This window comes from Amorphus sp. MBR-141, from assembly GCF_053628695.1.
Map to the genome: position 1 here is coordinate 178,025 of NZ_JBRJGW010000003.1, position 18,477 is coordinate 196,501.

Consider the following 18,477-nt stretch of genomic DNA (forward strand, 5'->3'; position numbering starts at 1 on the left):
CGGCCGCGAACGCCAACGGCCGCCCCGGAAGGGCGGCCGCGGGATCGTCGGTCCGGGCGTGCGATCAGGACGGTCAGTCCTTCGGCTGCGGCACCAGGCGCAGATACGGCTTCACGGTCTTCCAGCCGCCCGGATACTTCTTCTTCGCCTCCTCGTCGGAGACGGCGGGCACGATGATCACGTCCTCGCCGCTCTTCCAGTTCACCGGCGTCGCCACCTGGTGCTTCGCGGTGAGCTGCAGGCTGTCGATCAGCCGGATGATCTCGTCGAAGTTGCGCCCCGTCGAGGCCGGATAGGCGAACGTCGCTTTGATCTTCTTGTCCGGGCCGATGATGAACACCGAGCGGACGGTGAACGTGTTGTCGGCGTTCGGATGGATCATGTCGTAGAGCGAGGCCACCACCCGGCTCGGGTCGGCGATGAGCGGGAAGTTCAGGGCCGTGCCCTGGGTTTCCTCGATGTCCTTCGACCAGCGTTCGTGGTCGTCGAGCGGATCGACGGAGACGCCGAGCACCTTCACGTTGCGCTTGGCGAACTCGGACTTGAGCTTGGCGGTGTAGCCGAGCTCGGTGGTGCAGACCGGCGTGAAGTCGGCCGGGTGCGAGAACAGCACCGCCCAGGACCCGTCGATGTAGTCGTGAAACTTGATCGGGCCTTCGGTCGAATCGACCTCGAAATCAGGCGCCGTATCCCCGATGAGCAATGCCATGGCAGTAACCTCCTTCATTGCAGGTATTGTCTATGTGGTCCTCGATCGTGCCAACGTCGAGGAATGAACGCGCCGGCCGTGCCGGGAAATCCGAAATGCCATTCCCCTGCCTCCCCCAGACGGCGAAATTGTAGCGGGAATCCCTGGCAGGGGACACGGTAGACGCTGTCGCAGCCGGGCCGTGAGGAAGCCGGGCGGCACTTCCGCAGTCCGGCAAAACACCCGAGCGAAAATCCCGCAGCTGCCGCTTGGGCATCGGCCGTTCACGCCGGATTGACGACGCCCGGCTGGTGTGCGGCAGTCGCGATCGGCTTGGAACGTGGTACAGCACATATCCACTGGAACAGCCCGGCAACACGCCGCAACCACGACCAGCAAGGGAGCCGCCCGATGTCCGAAATCACCCCCCTCATGCCGCGCCAGCCGGTGCCGGAGCTGTCGCTGCCGCTCGCCGGCGGCGGCACCTGGTCGCTCGAGGCGAACAAGGGCGATGCCTTCACCCTGCTCATCTTCTATCGCGGCCTCCACTGCCCGATCTGCAAGCGCTATCTCGGCCAGCTGCAGTCGCTGCTGCCGGAGTTCGCCGCGCGCGGCGTCAGCGTGGTGGCCATCTCCAGCGACGATCAGGAGAGGGCGGAGAAGGCGAAGGCCGACTGGGGACTTGCGGACCTCTCCATCGCCTACGGCCTCGATCTCGCGCGTGCGCGAAAGTGGGGCCTCTACATCTCCACCGGCCGCAACCAGGAGCCCGCCCTGTTCAGCGAACCCGGGATGTTTCTGGTCCGGGCCGATGGCACGCTCTACTTCGCCTCCGTGCAGACCATGCCGTTCGCGCGGCCGCCGCTCGGCGACCTCCCGGGCGCCCTCGACTACGTGATCAAGACCGACTACCCGGCCCGCGGCGAGGTCGAAAAGGCGCTCTGAGTCATCAGAACTCGCGCCGGTCGCCACGGCGACCGGCTCCGCGGGGGCGGCCTGACCCGCCGGCGCGCGGTCGCGCGCAGGAACTGGCAAAGTCCCAAAAGAGTCCATCCGGATTTGCTGTGCGAACAAGCGACGGTCCAGCAGCTGAATGCTGCTGGACCGTCATCGGCTGCCGCGCCTACTGAAGCTCCACCGCGAAGCTCTCCACCGGCGGGGTCGTCGTCACCAGCCCCTGCGCCTTCATGAAGGCGCCGAAGCGCGCATAGCGGCCGGTGTCCAGCGCCGACGGCCTCAGCGCGAAGCGCCTGAGCGTCTCGACGAAGGCCTGCCGGTTCAGCTCGTCGTCCAGGTCCGGCTCCGCCTTGAGGAACACCTCCAGCGCCTCGTCCGGATGGTTGGTCTGCCAGGTGACGGCCTTCTCCACCGCCCGCATGAACGCCGCCAGCGCCGGGTCCGACAGGCGGTCGTTCTTGGCCACGAAGATCAGCTCGTCATAGGCCGGCACGCCGTGCTCTTCGGGGAAGAAGGCGCGGCCGGCGGCCCCTTCCAGCTTGAGCTGGGTCAGCTCGAAGTTGCGGTAGGCGCCGATCACCGCGTCGACCTGCTTCGACAGCAGCGCCGGCGACAGCGAGAAGTTGACGTTGACCAGCGTCACGTCGTCGAGGCTCATGCCGACGGAATCGAGCATGGCGGCAAGCAGCGCATCCTCGAAGCCCGCCACCGAGAAGCCCACCGTCTTGCCTTTCAGGTCCTCCAGCGTCTTGATCGGCCCGTCTTCCAGCACCACCAGCGTGTTGAGCGGCGTCGCCACCAGCGTGCCGATGCGGGTGAGCGGCAGCCCCTCCTCGACCTGCTGGTAGAGGCTCGGCTGGTAGGTCACGGCGATGTCGCCCTGGCCGGCGGCGACCAGCCGCGGCGGCGCGCTCGGGTCGGACGGGGCGATCAGCTCCACCTCAAGCCCTTCCTCGGCGAAGAAGCCCTTCTCGCCGGCGATCACCAGCGGCGCATGGTCCGGGTTCATGTACCAGTCGAGCAGCACGGTGAGCCTGGTGGTGTCGGCCGCGGCGGGGGCGGCGAAGGCGAGCGTCGCGGCGAGGCACGCGAGGGCGAGGCGGAACATGAAGTGGTCTCCCTTTCAGGGGGTTGGTGAGGGGATGAGCTAGAGGTTTTCTGGCGCCCACGGCGCCAGCCGTCGGGCCGCCGCGTCGACGCCGAGGCGCAGCGCCACGGCCATGGCCGCAAGGCAGAACAGGGCGGCGAACAGCACGTCCGACTGAAGCCGGGCGTTGGCCTGCAGCATCACGAAGCCGAGGCCGGCGGAGGATCCCACCCATTCGCCGACCACCGCGCCGATCGGCGCCACCGCCGCGGCGACCTTCAGCCCGGACAGCAGGCTCGGCAGCGCCGCCGGCATACGGAAATGGACGAGCGTCTGCAGGCGCCCGGCGCGGTTGAGCAAGGCGAGGTCGAGAAGGCCCGCATCGGTGCGGCTGAGGCCGTCATAGTAGGCGGAGGCGACCGGGAAATAGATGATCAGCGTCGCCATCACGATCTTGGAGGCCATGCCGTAGCCGAACCACAGCACCAGCAGCGGCGCGATGGCGAACACCGGCAGCGCCTGGGTGACGATCACCACCGGCAGGATCAGCCGCCGCGCCAGCGGCATCAGGGTCATCGACAGGGCGGTGGCGACGCCCATCAGCGAGCCGATGAGGAATCCCAGCAGGATCTCGCTCAGCGTCACCAGCGTGTTGGCCAGCAGGTACGGGCCGCGCGCCTGGAACGCCGCCGCGACCTTCAGCGGCGGCGGCAGGATGAACGGCGGCAGCGCAAAGATGCGCACCACCGCCTCCCAGATCAGGAGGAGGCCGACGGCCACCAGCACGGCTCGCAGGACGGACATCACCGGATCGGGCGCGCGTGCCTAGATCGGGTCGGGCGCGGGCGCGGCCCGGCCGGACCTCCGGAACGCGGACGCCGGCGGTCGCCCGGCACGGCTGCCGGCGCACGGGTGCCCGGACACGTCGCGGGCGTCGATCGGGCCGCGCGGGTCCGGCGGTCGGTTCTTGGCGCGGGAGGCGTGCAGCATGGGATCTACCGTCCAAAAGAGTCGGAATCGGGAGATCCGGGGATGACGAGCGGTCGGTCGTGTCCGTCCCTTCGCCGGTATGACCCGGATCAGGTTCAAAGGGTTCGGCACACCTGTCGTGCCATCTCAGCTCGCCGTGCGAGCTCCCCTCGGAACGCCGTCATTGTTGCCCGAACCGGTGCCGGGGCGCAAGGGCCCGGACCGCGACGGCCCGGACGGCCTCTCGTGCCGGACAGTTGGCGCCGCCTGATCGCAAGCCCCTCGAGCCCATGAAAAAGCCGGCCCCGCGGAACGGGGCCGGCTCTGTCTCGCGTCCGGTGCGGCGGACGACCGCCCGGTCAGTTGCCGGCCCAGGCCGCCAGCGCGTCGTCGATCGCCTTGGTGCCTTCCGGCCCCTTGTTGAGCGTCAGGATGGCGCGGCCGCCGTTGGTGTAGAGCAGCGGAATGTCGATCCAGCTGCGCGTCTTGAGCAGCTCGAGGTTCTGCTTCTGGTCGGCCTCCGTCGCCGAAAGCGCGATCCAGAACAGGTTGTCCGACACCTTCGCCGACGCCCCCAGCAGCGCGTTGCCCTGGGCCGCCTCGGTCTGCTTCATGATCAGCCCGGGCACGTTGGCGATGCTGCCGCCGGGGAAGTCCGAAGGCAGCTCGAACTCGACCTCGACCAGGTGGCTGGCCGGCAGCGCCGAATCACCGTTCTTGCGGAACAGCAGCGTGACGGTCATGTCGCGCGCCGGGATTTCCAGCCTGGCGCGGACCACCGGCTCGGCCGGCTGGCCGCCGATCGATTCCTGGGCGAAGTTCCAGGTGATGGTGCCGCGCTGGGCGTTGCCGCCCTCGGCGGCACTCGCGCCTTCCTCGTAGAGCACCACGTCGAAGTCGCCGGACGTCGCCGTCGACTGCTGCGGCTGGACCGACGGGGTCGCGGCCGCCGGAGCCGGCGTCGTCTCGGCAGGCGCCGGCGTGGTGCCCGGCAGCGGCGCTTCCTGCTGGGTGCCGTCGCCGTTGCGCGGCGTCACCACCCGCGTGGTCTTCACCGTACGGGCATCGGGCGCCACGACGGGGGCGGCCTCCTCGTCGGCCGGGGCGCCGATGCGGTCGGAGATCTTGCTGGATTCCGCGTCCGAGGTGGTGGCCGGCGTCGTGGACGATGACTGGGCCGTCTCGTCGGACGACGACATCATCGCCATGATCGCGTCGCGCTGGCTGTAGAGCGCGAACGCCCCCACCGCGAGCACCAGCAGGATGACCAGCGGCGCAATCAGCCAGCGCAGGCTGCGCCGGCGGCCGCGCTCCGCCGATTCCGGCGGATAGGCTTCCTCGAGGGGCGCGTCGTCGTAGTCGCCCTCGTCGTAGCCGTCGTCCTCGTAGGGTTCGTCGTCGTAGTCCTCGTCGTCCGCGGCGCGCGGCGCGTCGTCGATGCGGTCGTCGACGGGCTCGCCCGCCGGCCCCGGCGCAGCGCTGCCACGTCGGCGCAGCCAGCCGCGCCGGTCGGCGGACGGCGCGATCGCCGGCGTCTCCGCCTCGGCCGCGGCCTCCTCGATCTCTTCCTCGCTCAGGTCGTCCTGCGGTCCGGCCTCGGGCGGCGCAACCGGGGCGCGGGCAGGCCCCTCACCCCGGCCGAACGGACGGCGGAACGCGCCGCGGTCGCCGGAGGTCTCGGGCGGTGCGGCATCGACCTCGTCGACGTCGGCGACATCGGGGATCGGCGGCGCCGGACGTCCGAGGCTCGGCTCGCGGCGGCGCTGCCCGGCATCGGCGGACGCCGTGTTCTCGGGCGGCGGGACGCGCGTCGGCGCGGAGGCGTCGGGACGCCCCGGGACGGCGGTCGGGGCACGCGGGGCCGGGCGCTGGTCGCCACGCTCTTCGGCGCCGGCGCGGGGCGCGGTCGGGAAGCTGGGGCGGGTCGGGGCGGCCCGCGGCGGCTCGGGCTGCGACGGCGCGGCGGGCGCCACCGGCGGGGCCGGGCGTGGCGGCGGAGCAGGTGCTGCCGTGCGCGCCGCGGCCGGCGTGTTGGACGAAATCGGCGCGCCGGGCGCCGGCGAGCGGCCGGCCCGGGCGATTTCCGCCTCGAGCTTGCGGATCGCGTCTTCGAGCGCCAGCCGCTGCTGGGTCACCTCTTGAGCCGGCAACGGCGGATCGAGGCTCTGCAACTGCTTGAGCAGCGCCTTGCGCGCCTTGTCGTAGACGGCCCGCCGGTTGGGGCCGCTCTTGTCCGGCAACGCCGAAACCGCTCGTTTCAGGACCGTGTGGAAATCCGCCATCGCGCGAGAAGGGCCCTATTGCTGTGAGTTTGCGGAGACTTAGCCCCGAAACGGGTCTTCCACAAGGATTGTGTCGTCCCGTTCAGGACTGGTCGACAAAAGTGCGATCGGTGCGCCCACCAGTTCCTCGACGTGGCGAACGTACTTGACCGCCTGCGCCGGAAGGTCGGCCCATTTCCGCGCGCCCGCGGTGGTCGCCTTCCAGCCTTCTATTGTTTCATACACTGGTTCGACACGCGATTGCGCCGCCTGTGAGGCAGGAAGATGGTCGATTTCCTTGCCATCGAGGCGATAGCGGACACAAATCTTCAACTCGTCAAGGCCGTCGAGCACGTCGAGCTTGGTCAGCGCGAGGCCGGTGATGCCGCCGGTGGCCACCGCCTGGCGGACCAGAACGGCGTCGAACCAGCCACAGCGCCGCTTGCGCCCGGTGACGGTGCCGAACTCGTGACCGCGCTCGCCGAGGAAGGCGCCGACGTCGTTGTCCTGCTCGGTGGGAAACGGGCCGGAGCCGACGCGGGTGGTGTAGGCCTTGGTGATGCCGAGCACGTAACCCAGGCTGGACGGGCCAATGCCCGAGCCGGCCGCCGCCTGGCCGGCGACGGTGTTGGACGAGGTGACGAACGGATAGGTGCCGTGGTCGATGTCGAGCAGCGTGCCCTGGGCGCCCTCGAACAGCACCCGCTTGCCGTCCTTGCGCGCCTCGTCGAGGCAGCGCCAGGTGGCATCCACGTAGGGCAGGATCTTCGGCGCCACGGAGGTCAGCTCGTCCAGCAGCGTCTGCGGATCGATCTTCGCCACGCCCAGCCCGGCGCGCAGCGCGTTGTGATGGGTGAGCAGGCGGTCGATCTTGTCGGGCAGCGTGTCGGGCTCGGCGAGGTCGAGCACGCGGATCGCCCGGCGGCCGACCTTGTCCTCGTAGGCCGGGCCGATGCCACGGCCGGTGGTGCCGATCTTGCCGGCGCCGCTCGCCTCCTCGCGGTGCTTGTCGAGTTCGCGGTGCAGCGACAGGATCAGCGCCGCGTTCTCCGCCACCTTCAGGCTGTCGGGACCGATCTCGACGCCCTGGCCGCGCAGCCGGTCGATCTCCTCCATCAGCGCGTGGGGATCGAGGACCACACCGTTGCCGATGATGGAGAGCTTGCCCGAGCGCACGACGCCGGAGGGAAGCAGGCTCAGCTTGTAGGTCTTGCCGTTGACCACCAGCGTATGGCCGGCATTGTGCCCGCCCTGGAATCGGACCACGATGTCGGCACGCTCCGAGAGCCAATCGACGATCTTGCCCTTGCCTTCGTCGCCCCACTGCGACCCGACCACGACGACATTGGCCATTGGCTGAAAAAATCCCTGGACGTTCGATGTTGCACAACAAGGCCGCCTGCCCGACCGGACGATGCCGAGCCGTGCATGCAAGCGGGCCGAATGATAGCCACGGCATTCATGGCTGGCGAAGCGGCCGGTTGCAAGGACGTCGACGGTGGAAAAGCGCACCGACGGCGCGGCGAAACCGCCGACCCCGGGCAGGAAGGCACTGAACGATGCGCGCGCTGGGCCGGATCATCTACGGGCAGCCCTATCTGCTGCTGACGGTCACCGCGATGCTGTGGGGCGGCAACATCGTCGTCGGCCGCTTCGCCGTGGGCAAGGTCCCGCCGATCGCGCTGGCGCAGTTCCGCTGGACCGGGGCGCTGCTGATCCTGCTGCCGTTCGCCCTGCATGCGATTCGCCAGGACTGGCCGCGCATCAAGCGCCACCTGCCCATCCTGATCCTGCTGTCGCTGACCGGCGTCACCCTCTACAATGCCCTCATCTATTACGGGCTGAAATGGACCGAGGCGCTCAACGGCGCGCTGCTGCAGTCGGCCCAGCCGCTGCTGATCGCGCTGTTCGCACTGATTCTCTACGGCGACCGGCTCAACCGCTTCCAGGTCTCCGGCATCGCCGTCTCCTTCGTCGGCGTCATCCTGATCGTCTCGTCCGGCAATCCCGTCTCGCTGCTGGAGCTCGAGATCAATCCCGGCGACGCGATCATCCTGGGCGCCGTGGTGATCTACGGCTTCTACTCGGCGTTCCTGAAGTCCCGGCCGGCGATGCATCCGATGTCGTTCCTGGCCGCCATCTTCTTCCTCGGCTCGGTGATGCTGCTGCCCGCCTTCATCCTCGAATGGGCCGGCGGCGCCCGCCCGGTGAACACGCCCGGCGCCTGGTTCGCCTGCCTCTATGTCGCGATCTTCCCGTCGCTGGTCGCCAACTTCTGCTTCAACCGGGGCGTCGAGCTGGTCGGCCCGAACCGCGCCGGGCCGTTCTTCCAGCTCATTCCGGTGTTCGGATCGCTGGCGGCGATCATCTTCCTCGGCGAACGGCCGGCCTGGTATCACGGCGTCGGCTGGGTGCTGATCGCCGGCGGCATCGTGGTCTCCCAGCGCACCCGCTGGTTCGGCCGGCCGCAGGCAGGCTGAGCTGACGACCCGACCGCCACGTTCCGAGTTCGAAATCGGGTGGCCGGATCGACCGGCCCCAGACATGGTCCGCGCATGACCCCATCCGTTGCCCCGGCCCCCCGTCCTCTCGTCCTGACACCCCGCGACTGGGCGATGCTTGCCGCGCTGTCGGTGCTGTGGGGCGGTTCGTTCTTCTTCGCCAAGATCGCCGTGGCCGAGATCCCGCCGCTGACCCTGGTCGCCCTGCGGGTGGCGGTGGCGGCAGCGGCGCTGCACGTCTTCCTGTTCGCCACCGGCCGCCGGTCGCCGCTCGCCGACGCACGCTTCCCGGCCTTCGTGGTGCTCGGGATCTTCAACAACGTGATCCCGTTCTCGCTGCTGTTCTGGGCCCAGACGACCATCCCGTCGGGGCTGGCGGCGATCCTCAACGCGACGACGCCGATCTTCACCATGGTGCTGGCGACGCTGCTGACCGCCGACGACCGGGCGACGCCGCTGAAGATCGGCGGCATCGCGCTCGGCTTCCTCGGCGTGGTGGTGATGCTGGGAACCGGCCTGTCGGGCGGCAGCGGCAGCCTGCTGGCGGAAATCGCCTGCCTCGGCGCTGCCCTCTCCTACGGCATCTCCGGCATGCTCGCCCGGCGCCTCACCGCGGCGCCTCCCGTCCTCATCGCCACCGGCCAGCTGACCGGCAGCACCCTGATCATGATCCCGCTGGCGCTGGTCGTCGACGCCCCGTGGACGCTGGCGACGCCGAGCGCCGCCGCCGTCGGCTCGGTCGCCGCCCTGGCGCTGGCGTCCACCGCCCTCGGCTACCTGCTCTATTTCGCGGTGATGCGATCGGCGGGGGCCACCAACACGTCCCTCGTCACCTACCTCGTGCCGATGACCGCCATCCTCCTCGGCACGGTCTTCCTCGGCGAGCGGCTCGGCCTCGCCGACTACGCCGGCATGGTGCTGGTCATCGGCGGCATCGCGCTCGCCCAGGGCCGCCTGCGAAAGCCGCGCCCGGTGCCCGCAGCCCCGCAACCGGGAGGCCCGTCCTGATGCCCGCGTCCGCGATTGCCGACCGTGTCGCCGCCATCGACTGGGGGGAGGTACGCGCCACCCTCGACGCGGTCGGCGCCGCCTCGACCGGGCCGCTGCTCACCCCGGACGAATGTACCGAGATCGCCGCCCTCTACGACGATGCCGACCGGTTCCGCTCGAAGGTGGTGATGCGTCGGCACGGCTTCGGCGAGGGCGAGTACCAGTATTTCGCCCGGCCGCTGCCCGGCCCCGTCGAAGCCTTGCGCACCGCCGTCTATCCGCAGCTGGTGCCCACCGCCAACGCCTGGGCCGAAGCGCTCGGACGCGGCGAACGCTATCCCGAGCAGCACGGCGACTTTCTGGAGACCTGCCATGCGGCCGGCCAGGAGCGGCCGACCCCGCTGCTGCTCAAATACGCCGCCGGCGACTACAACCGCCTGCACCAGGACCTCTACGGCGCCGTCCATTTTCCGCTGCAGATGGTGGTGCTGCTCAGCCGTCCCGGCGTGGACTTCGACGGCGGGACGCTGGTGCTCACCGAGCAGAAGCCGCGGCACCAGTCGCGGGCCGAGGCGATCGCGATGCGCCAGGGCGAGGCGGTGATCTTCGCCGTCAGCGAGCGGCCGGGCTTCGGCGCCCGCGGCGCCCACCGGCTGGTCATGCGCCACGGCGTCAGCCGCATCACCCGCGGCGACCGCATGACGCTGGGCGTCATCTTCCACGACGCCGCCTGAGCATCGGCGCCGGGCCCGTCGCCCCCTCGGCATCGTGGTCATCCGCAGGCACGCGGCGTAGGATGGGGGAAGCTCCGGGCCGGACGCCCGGGCCGGTCCCTTCGGGTCGGCCCGCTTTGATCCGACGGGGCATGTCGAGGACAGGGGGGATTGATGTCGCGACCCAACAGGAGACGGCCGGGCGACTGGCTCACCGCCGACGCGGAGTCCCTCCGCAAATGGATCCTCAACCTGAAGGACCGCGCGGCCGGGACCGGTCCGGACGACTATGTGGTCCCGATCCGGGAGCTGCAGACGCTGGTCGAGGAAAATCCGATCCTGAGGGCCGCCACCGAGGCGATGTTCGTCGAGGCGATCGCCTACGCGAAGGATCAGCCCACCGGCGCGCCTGCCGTCACCGGCTGGCACGAGTTTCTCCAGCTCCTCAACGCCGTCATGACGATCGCGCCGGAGTTCATCGTGGACAAGGGCAGCGACGAGGCCCAGGGGCTGGTCGGCTTTCCGATCAACGCCATCCTCGACTGGCCGATGGGAACGGCCTCCGGCGTCACCGTCTTCCAGGACAGGAGCTTCAATGCCGGCATGAAGGGGGTGCTGACCTACTGGTCGCAGTTCCTGACCAGCGAGCCGTCGCGCTACGTGCTGGCCGAAAACGATCCCATGAGCGACCCGGCGATCATCGCCTGGCTGAGCGCCCCGGCGCGCGAGCAGATGGTGTCGGTCGCCCAGCAGCCGTTCCCCAACCCACCGAAGGGCCAGACGCTGGAGGACATCTTCGCCGTTCCGGACCCGAACGATCCGACCTATCTCGGCTACACCTCGTGGGACGACTTCTTCACCCGGGTGTTCAAGGAAGGCCAGCGGCCGGTCGGCGACGCGGTGCTCGTCAACGCCTGCGAATCCGCCCCGCTCCAGGTGCAGACCGGCGTCGAGCTGGAGGACAACATCTGGGCCAAGGGCCAGCCCTATTCGCTGTCAGACATGCTGAACGGCGACCCGCTCGCGCCAGAGTTCGCGGGCGGCACGGTCTACCAGGCATTCCTGAGCGCGCTCAGCTACCACCGCTGGCACAGCCCGGTGGACGGGACGATCGAAAAGGTCGCGAACGTCGACGGCACCTACTATCTCGAAAGCCCCTGGGAGGGCATCTATTCCGACGCTCCCGACCCTTCGGCGCCGAACGCCTCGCAGCCCTTCATCACCTCGGTCGCCGCCCGCGCCGTCATCTTCATCCGCGCCGACGATCCGGCCATCGGCCTGATGGCGATGGTGCCGGTCGGCATGGCCGAGGTGTCGAGCTGCGAGGTCACGGTGAAGGCCGGCGACCGCGTGAAGCGCGGCGACCAGGTGGGCATGTTCCATTTCGGCGGCTCCACCCACTGCCTGGTGTTCCGCAAGGGCGTGGAGCTCGACTTCCAGGTGCCCGTCACCGACAAGCCAAACCTCGACGCTACCAACGTCGCAGTGCGCTCCAACCTCGCCAGCCTGAAGTAAGGCTTTCCGCAGTCGATGGCCTGATCCTCTCCCGCGACAAAAAAAGGCGGGCCCTTGCGGGCCCGCCGTGCAGTCGGCCTTCGCAGGCCTTGGGAGAGACGGGGAATCAGAAGGCGAGCTGCTTCACCTGGGTGACCATCGGCAGCTCGTTGACCGCCTTCAGCACCTCGGCGGTCACCGGCTCGTCGATCTCCACCAGGCAGATCGCCTCGCCGCCGCGCGAGTCGCGGCCGAGGTTGAAGGTGGCGATGTTGACGCCGGCGTCGCCCAGCGTCGAGCCGAGGCGGCCGATGAAGCCCGGCTTGTCCTCGTTGGTGACGTACAGCATGTGGTCGCCGAGTTCGGCTTCCATGTTGATGCCCTTCACCTGGATGATGCGCGGCTTGCCGTCGGTGAAGACGGTGCCGGCCACCGAGCGCTCCTGGCGTTCGGTCACCACCGTCAGGCGGATGTAGTTCTCGTAGGCGCCGCGCTGCTCGCGGCGGACTTCCTCGACGTTGATGCCGCGATCGCGGGCGATCGCCGGCGCCGACACCGCGTTGACGTCCTGCAGCAGCGGCCGCATCAGCCCGGTCAAGGCGGCCGAGGTCAGGGCGCGGGTGTTCATCTCGGCGACGTCACCCTCGTACTCGATGCGGATGCCGCGCAGGCCGCTCTCGGTGAGCTGGCCGGCGAACGACCCCAGCTGCTCGGCGAGCTTGGCGAACGGGATCAGCCGCGGCGCCTCTTCCGCCGAGATCGACGGCATGTTGAGCGCGTTGGTGACGGCACCGGTCAGCAGGTAGTCGGCCATCTGCTCGGCGACCTGCAGCGCGACGTTCTCCTGGGCCTCGGTGGTGGCGGCGCCCAGATGCGGCGTGCAGACCAGGTTCGGCGCGCCGAACAGGACGTTCTCCTTGGCCGGCTCCTCGGAGAACACGTCGACGCCGGCGGCACCCACCTTGCCCGAATCCAGCCCGGCCCGCAGGTCCGCCTCGACGATGAGGCCGCCGCGGGCGCAGTTGATGATGATCACCCCGTCCTTCATCGTCGCGATCGCCGCCGCGTCGATGATGTCGCGCGTCTTGTCGGTCAGCGGCGTGTGCAGGGTGATCACGTCGGCGCGCTTGAAGAGGTCGGCGAGCTCGACCTTCTCCACGCCCAGCTCCAGCGCCCGGTCGACCGACAGGAACGGATCGAAGGCGATGACGCGCATCGCCAGGCCGATGCCGCGCGCCGCCACGATCGAGCCGATGTTGCCGCAGCCGATCACGCCCAGCGTCTTGCCGGTGATCTCGGCGCCCATGAACTTGTTCTTCTCCCACTTGCCAGCCTGGGTGGAGGCGTCGGCGGCGGGGATCTGGCGGGCGGCGGCGAACATCATCGCGATGGCGTGTTCGGCGGTGGTGATCGAATTGCCGAACGGCGTGTTCATGACGATCACGCCCTTCTTGGTGGCGGTCGGCACGTCGACGTTGTCGACGCCGATGCCGGCGCGGCCGATCACCTTCAGGTTGGTGGCGTTCTCCAGCAGCTTCTCGGTGACCTTGGTGGCCGAGCGGATGGCCAGGCCGTCGAACTGGCCGATCATCTCGGCGAGCTTGTCCTTGTCCTTGCCGAGGTCCGGCTCGTAGGTGACCTCGATGCCGCGGTTCTTGAAGATGTCGACGGCGGTCGGCGAAAGCTGGTCGGAAATCAGGACTTTGGGGGCCATCTCAGGCGCTCCTCTCATGAGAGTGCGCGGCGACGCTCGGGGCTCGGGCCCGGTCGCGCGCGAAAAGGAAAAGGGGAAAGACGCGGGCCGCCGGGCCATGCCGGCGACCGATCCACGGGTGGCAGGCGCGCGCTACGCGGCCTTGGCCAGCTCGGCCTTCTCGGCCGCAAACGCCCAGTCGAGCCAGGCCGTCAGCGCTTCCAAGTCGGAGACCTCGACGGTGGCGCCGGCCCAGATCCGCAGACCCGCGGGCGCGTCACGGTAGGCGCCGATGTCGTAGGCGACGCCTTCCTTGTCGAGCCGCGAGACCAGCGCCTTGGCGAACGCCGCCTGGGCGTCCTCGGGCTGGCCGGCGACGGCCGGGTCGACGATGGTCAGGCAGACGCTGGTGTTGGAGCGCGTCTGCGGGTCCACCGCGAGGTTCGCGACCCACGGGGTCCGCTCGACCCAGGCGTCCAGCACCGCGAAGTTCCTGTCGGCGCGGGCGAACAGGCCCTCCCTGCCGCCGAGCGACTTCGACCAGGCGAGCGCATCGAGATAGTCCTCGACGCACAGCATCGAGGGTGTGTTGATGGTCTCGCCCTTGAAGATGCCCTCGTTGAGCTTGCCGCCCTTGGTCATGCGGAAGATCTTCGGCAGCGGACGGTCGGGGGAGAAGCTCTCCAGCCGTTCCACCGCGCGCGGTGACAGGATCAGCATGCCGTGCGCCGCCTCGCCGCCGAGCACCTTCTGCCAGGAGAAGGTCACCACATCGAGCTTGTCGAAGGGCAGGTCCTGGGCGAAGGCGGCGGACGTCGCGTCGCAGATGGTGAGACCGGCGCGGTCGGCCGGGATCGCGTCGCCGTTCGGCACGCGCACGCCGGAGGTGGTGCCGTTCCAGGTGAACACCACGTCGCGGTCGAAGTCGATCTCGGCGAAGTCGACGATCTCGCCGTAGCCGGCCTTGAGGATCCGGCAGTCGGCCAGCTTCAGCTGCTTCTGGACGTCGGTGACCCAGCCTTCGCCGAAGGATTCCCAGGCGACCATGTCGACGCCGCGGGCGCCCAGCATGGACCACAGGGCCATCTCGACGGCGCCGGTGTCGGACGCCGGCACGATGCCGATCTTGTAGTCGGCCGGCACGCCGAGAACGTCGCGCGTGTCTTCGATGGCCTGCAGGAGCTTGGATTTTCCGATCTTGGCGCGATGCGAGCGGCCGAGGGCTGCATCTGCAAGCGCTTCGAGCGACCAGCCGGGTCGCTTGGCGCAGGGACCGGACGAGAAATTGGGATTGGCCGGACGCACGTCCGGCTTCGTGGCAGTCGTGCTCATGGAGCTATCCTCTCAGATAGTCTGCCCTTCGTTGGGGAAGGGTGTCCCGCCGATGGGGATAGTCCTGAGCCGGTCGGCAATCAAGCGGATCTCGCGGCGGGGTTCCCACTTTACCGGGCCCGGCCGGTGCCGAAGGGCCGGATGCGAGGTGCTCCGGATCCCGCAATGGCCGCGGGCTGCCGTCGAATCCCGGCGCGGCACAGCGGACCGCGCACGCCTGCGTCACTCCGCCGCAGGCGTGGCGTCCCGGCGGCCGGTCGGCCACCGGGCGAAAGGCGCAGGCGGTGCGCCCGCGGCCGGGCCGGCCTGCCTTAGCCGGGATCGGTCTCCGACCAGATGTTCTCGTCGATCTGGCCGGCGAGTTCGGGGTAGCTGGCGGCGTGGAAGCGCGGCACCTTGCCCTCCTTCTTCTGGGCGAAGTAGTCGCGCGTCAGCTTGGCGACAGTGCCCGACAGCAGCACGATGGCGATCAGGTTGATCGTCGCCATCAGGCCCATCGAGGCATCGGCCGCGTTGAACACGGTGGCCACGCTCTGGATCGCGCCCCACACGACCATCGCCAGCACCGCCAGCCGCAGGACGCTGAGCGGCACCTTTCCGCCGAAGCCCAGGAAGGTCATGGCATTCTCCGCGTAGGAGTAGTTGCCGATGATCGAGGTGAAGGCGAAGAAGAAGATCGCGATGGCGATGAAGTCGTCGCCGAAGCCGCCGATCTGCGCCGACAGCGCATCCTGCGTGAGCTGGGTGCCGGTGACGCCGTTGCCCGGATCCAGCACGCCGGACAGCAGGATCATGATGGCCGTCGCGGTGCAGATCAGGATCGTGTCGATGAACACGCCCAGCGCCTGCACCAGGCCCTGGGACGACGGGTGGTGCGGGTCGGGGGTGGCGACCGCCGCGATGTTCGGCGCCGAGCCCATGCCCGCCTCGTTGGAGAACAGGCCGCGCTTGACGCCGTTCATCATCGCCGCCATGACGCCGCCGGTGACGCCGCCCGCCGCCTCCTGCAGGCCGAAGGCGCTGGCGAAGATCGAGCCGAGCACCGCCGGCACGTCGGCGATGTTGACGATCAGCACGAAGATCGCCAGCAGCAGGTAGGCGCCGGCCATGAACGGCACGATGATCTCCGCCACGCGGGCGATCTGCCGGATGCCGCCGAAGATCACCACGCCGGAGATCGCCGCGACGACCAGCCCGACGGCCACCTTCGGCACGCCGTAGGCGCCCTGCATGGCATCGGCGATGGAATTGGCCTGGACCGCGTTGAAGATCAGCCCGAACGACAGGATCAGGCAGACCGAGAAGATGGCGCCCGCCCACGGCACGCCGAGCCCGCGCGCCAGGTAGAAGGCCGGGCCGCCGCGATACTGGCCCTCCTCGTTCTTCACCTTGTAGAGCTGCGCCAGCGTGGATTCCGAGTAGGCCGTCGCCATGCCGACCAGCGCCACCATCCACATCCAGAAGATCGCCCCGGGCCCGCCGAGATAGAGCGCCACCGCGACGCCGGCGAGATTGCCGGTGCCCACCCGCGAGGCAAGGCTGGTGCACAGCGCCTGGAACGGCGTGATGCCCGACTTGTCGCTTTCGCCGGTGCCAAGCACCGCCCGGAACATCTCGGGGAAATGCGCGAACTGCAGGAAGCCGAGGCGCAGCGTGAAGTACACCCCGACCGCCAGAAGGCCGTAGATCAGGACGTAGCCCCAGAAGATCGTGTTCAGGAAATCGATGATGGTGGACACGGGGGAGCCTCTCCTCTTACGCGTACGGACGATCAGGATGCGCGGGCAGACGGTCGGCGCGGGGAGGCTGCTGCGCCGAAGCGATTTCCGAACGGCGACCGAGGCCCGGTCCCGGCGGACATCAGGTCGGTTTCGCCGAACACTCCCGACAAAGTTTCGCCGCAATCATAGACCGCTCGCGCCGCCGCTTCCAAGTCCTTTGCGCGACATGGAAAATGGCGGCCTCGCCGGCCGGCGAGGCGGGCGACATGACCGCCGCGGCCGGTGCTGAAGCCGGCCACGCGGCCGATCGGCTGGCCGGAGACCCGGGGCAGGCCAACCGGTTTGGGAGGCGGCCCCGGTCGGGGCCGGCCAGGCGCTACATGATTTGCAGGAGAAGCACGTAGATCGTCCCGGACAGGGTGATCGCGGCCGGCAGCGTGAGCACCCAGGCGAGCGCCAGGTTGCGCACCGTCGACATCTGCAGCCCCGAGCCGTTTGCCGCCATCGTGCCGGCCACGCCCGACGAGAGCACGTGGGTGGTGGACACGGGAAGGCCGTACTGATCGGCCGCCAGGATGGTTGCCATCGCCACCAGCTCCGCCGAGCCGCCCTGCGCATAGGTCAGATGGGTCTTGCCGATCTTCTCGCCGACGGTGACGACGATGCGCTTCCACCCGACCATCGTGCCGAGCCCAAGCGCGATGGCCACGGCGATCTTCACCCACAGCGGTATGAACTTGGTCGCCTCGTCGAGCGACCGCTCGAAGGCCACCAGGTTCTGGTGCGTCTTGGCGTCGAATTTCGGCTCGCCGGTCTTCAGCATCACCCGGATGGTCTCCGAGGCGAGGTACATGTCGTTGCGGACGTTCGAGACCGCGGCTGCCGGCACGTCCGCCAGGGTGGCGGTGTGCTCCACCGTCACCGCCAGCTCCCGGGTGATGTCCGCAAGCGCCGGAACCGTAGCCGGAGACAACGTGCGGTCGCGGACGTAGGCCGTCAGCACCTCCCGCGGATCGCCGGTCGCCTCGACGGCACCCGTGCCCGCCGCGCCGCTGCCCTCAATATTGGTCAGCGACGCCGCCGTCACCTGGGCAAGGGCCCGGAACTGCGCCATGTCGGCCGGGGAGACGGCCCTGTTCAGCGCGTAGGTGGTCGGCACGATGCCGATCAGGATCAGCATGATCAGTCCCATGCCCTTCTGTCCGTCGTTGGACCCGTGGGCAAAGGACACGCCGGTACAAGTCAGCACGAGCAGCCCGCGGATCCACCACGGCGGCGCCTTCTTCCGCTTCGGCTCGCGGTAGAGTTCCGGATTTTTCACCAGCACCTTGAGCGTGATCAGGAGCAGACCCGCGGCCACGAAGCCGACCACCGGCGAGAGCAGCAGCGAGTAGGCGATCTTGACGGCCTGGCTCCAGTCGACGCCCGAGGTGCCGCTCAGACCGTGCAGGATCTGGTTGGCAAGACCGACGCCGATGATCGAGCCGATCAGCGTGTGCGACGACGACGCCGGCAGACCCATGTACCAGGTGCCGAGGTTCCAGATGATCGCCGCGATCAGCAGGGCGAAGACCATCGCCATGCCTGCGGACGAGCCGACGTTGAGGATGAGTTCGACCGGCAGCAGTGAAATGATCCCGAACGCCACCGCGCCCGAGGAGACCAGAACGCCGAGGAAGTTCCACAATCCGGACCAGACCACCGCGAAATGCGCGGGCAGCGCATTGGTGTAGATGACCGTCGCCACGGCGTTCGCGGTGTCGTGAAAGCCGTTCACGAATTCGAAGCCGAGGGCGATCAGGAGCGCCAGGAGCAGGAAGAGAAACGGGATGATCGTGAGCGTCGTCATCCCGCTGGCGACCATGTCGTGCAGGACCGACCAGATCACGAACGCGCAGCCGCCGGCCAGGACGAGCAGGAAAAGAACCAGCCCCGTTCTCCCCTTGTTCTCGCGATCGAGAACGACGCGGGGCTCGGTGTCCGCAGACGATACCTCATCAACGGTGGCGGCTGTCGCGTGCGTCTGCATGGATGATCCCCCGATCCCACTTTGGTCTCAGGGTCATGCAGC

General features: G+C 69.0%; 14 protein-coding genes and 1 riboswitch. Of the genes, 5 read left to right on the forward strand and 9 right to left on the reverse strand.

The window, feature by feature from the left end:
• Positions 1–73 precede the first annotated feature (73 nt).
• A complete protein-coding gene (locus ACSSVZ_RS05700) occupies positions 74–709 on the reverse strand; it encodes a peroxiredoxin (protein ID WP_453968824.1) in 636 nt (211 codons plus the stop codon).
• Between the two features lie 390 nt (positions 710–1,099).
• Here ACSSVZ_RS05700 and ACSSVZ_RS05705 point away from each other — a divergent pair, with 390 nt between their 5' ends.
• Positions 1,100–1,633, forward strand: a complete 534-nt coding sequence (locus ACSSVZ_RS05705) for a peroxiredoxin-like family protein (RefSeq protein WP_453968825.1) — start codon at positions 1,100–1,102, stop codon at positions 1,631–1,633.
• 178 nt (positions 1,634–1,811) lie between these two features.
• Here the strand turns inward: ACSSVZ_RS05705 and ACSSVZ_RS05710 are convergent, their stop codons facing one another.
• The 4 genes from ACSSVZ_RS05710 to ACSSVZ_RS05725 all read right to left on the reverse strand — a co-directional run bounded on the left by ACSSVZ_RS05710 (position 1,812) and on the right by ACSSVZ_RS05725 (position 7,315).
• Positions 1,812–2,753 (reverse strand): ABC transporter substrate-binding protein, encoded by a 942-nt coding sequence (locus ACSSVZ_RS05710; RefSeq protein WP_453968826.1) that lies wholly within the window; start codon positions 2,751–2,753, stop codon positions 1,812–1,814.
• 39 nt (positions 2,754–2,792) lie between these two features.
• Positions 2,793–3,536, reverse strand: a complete 744-nt coding sequence (locus ACSSVZ_RS05715; RefSeq protein ID WP_453968827.1) for an ABC transporter permease — start codon at positions 3,534–3,536, stop codon at positions 2,793–2,795.
• 235 nt (positions 3,537–3,771) lie between these two features.
• Positions 3,772–3,882, reverse strand: a riboswitch (TPP riboswitch).
• 178 nt (positions 3,883–4,060) lie between these two features.
• Entirely contained in the window at positions 4,061–5,941 is a 1,881-nt protein-coding gene (locus ACSSVZ_RS05720; protein WP_453968828.1) for a hypothetical protein, read from the reverse strand.
• Between the two features lie 81 nt (positions 5,942–6,022).
• Entirely contained in the window at positions 6,023–7,315 is a 1,293-nt protein-coding gene (locus ACSSVZ_RS05725; protein ID WP_453968829.1) for an adenylosuccinate synthase, read from the reverse strand.
• A 206-nt stretch (positions 7,316–7,521) separates the two neighbouring features.
• Here ACSSVZ_RS05725 and ACSSVZ_RS05730 point away from each other — a divergent pair, with 206 nt between their 5' ends.
• The 4 genes from ACSSVZ_RS05730 to ACSSVZ_RS05745 all read left to right on the forward strand — a co-directional run bounded on the left by ACSSVZ_RS05730 (position 7,522) and on the right by ACSSVZ_RS05745 (position 11,681).
• Entirely contained in the window at positions 7,522–8,442 is a 921-nt protein-coding gene (locus ACSSVZ_RS05730; protein ID WP_453968830.1) for a DMT family transporter, read from the forward strand.
• 75 nt (positions 8,443–8,517) lie between these two features.
• Positions 8,518–9,471: a DMT family transporter gene (locus ACSSVZ_RS05735; RefSeq protein WP_453968831.1), complete on the forward strand. Its 954-nt coding sequence runs from the start codon at positions 8,518–8,520 to the stop codon at positions 9,469–9,471.
• On the forward strand, positions 9,471–10,187 hold the full coding sequence (locus tag ACSSVZ_RS05740) for a 2OG-Fe(II) oxygenase (RefSeq protein WP_453968832.1): 717 nt from the start codon (positions 9,471–9,473) through the stop codon (positions 10,185–10,187). Before ACSSVZ_RS05735 ends, ACSSVZ_RS05740 begins: the two co-directional genes overlap by 1 nt.
• A gap of 153 nt (positions 10,188–10,340) precedes the next feature.
• The gene (locus ACSSVZ_RS05745; RefSeq protein WP_453968833.1) at positions 10,341–11,681 is read left to right on the forward strand and encodes a phophatidylserine decarboxylase associated domain-containing protein; all 1,341 of its coding nucleotides are present in this window, start codon (positions 10,341–10,343) and stop codon (positions 11,679–11,681) included.
• Positions 11,682–11,787: 106 nt separating this feature from the next.
• On the opposite strand, the gene serA is transcribed toward ACSSVZ_RS05745, so the two are convergent.
• The 4 genes from serA to ACSSVZ_RS05765 all read right to left on the reverse strand — a co-directional run bounded on the left by serA (position 11,788) and on the right by ACSSVZ_RS05765 (position 18,435).
• Positions 11,788–13,374, reverse strand: a complete 1,587-nt coding sequence (gene serA, locus ACSSVZ_RS05750; RefSeq protein WP_453968834.1) for a phosphoglycerate dehydrogenase — start codon at positions 13,372–13,374, stop codon at positions 11,788–11,790.
• A gap of 132 nt (positions 13,375–13,506) precedes the next feature.
• Positions 13,507–14,685, reverse strand: coding sequence for a phosphoserine transaminase (locus ACSSVZ_RS05755; RefSeq protein ID WP_453968835.1), 1,179 nt, complete (start codon positions 14,683–14,685; stop codon positions 13,507–13,509).
• Positions 14,686–14,996: 311 nt separating this feature from the next.
• Positions 14,997–16,424, reverse strand: coding sequence for an alanine/glycine:cation symporter family protein (locus ACSSVZ_RS05760; protein WP_453968836.1), 1,428 nt, complete (start codon positions 16,422–16,424; stop codon positions 14,997–14,999).
• 358 nt (positions 16,425–16,782) lie between these two features.
• Entirely contained in the window at positions 16,783–18,435 is a 1,653-nt protein-coding gene (locus tag ACSSVZ_RS05765; RefSeq protein ID WP_453968837.1) for an inorganic phosphate transporter, read from the reverse strand.
• Positions 18,436–18,477 lie beyond the last annotated feature (42 nt).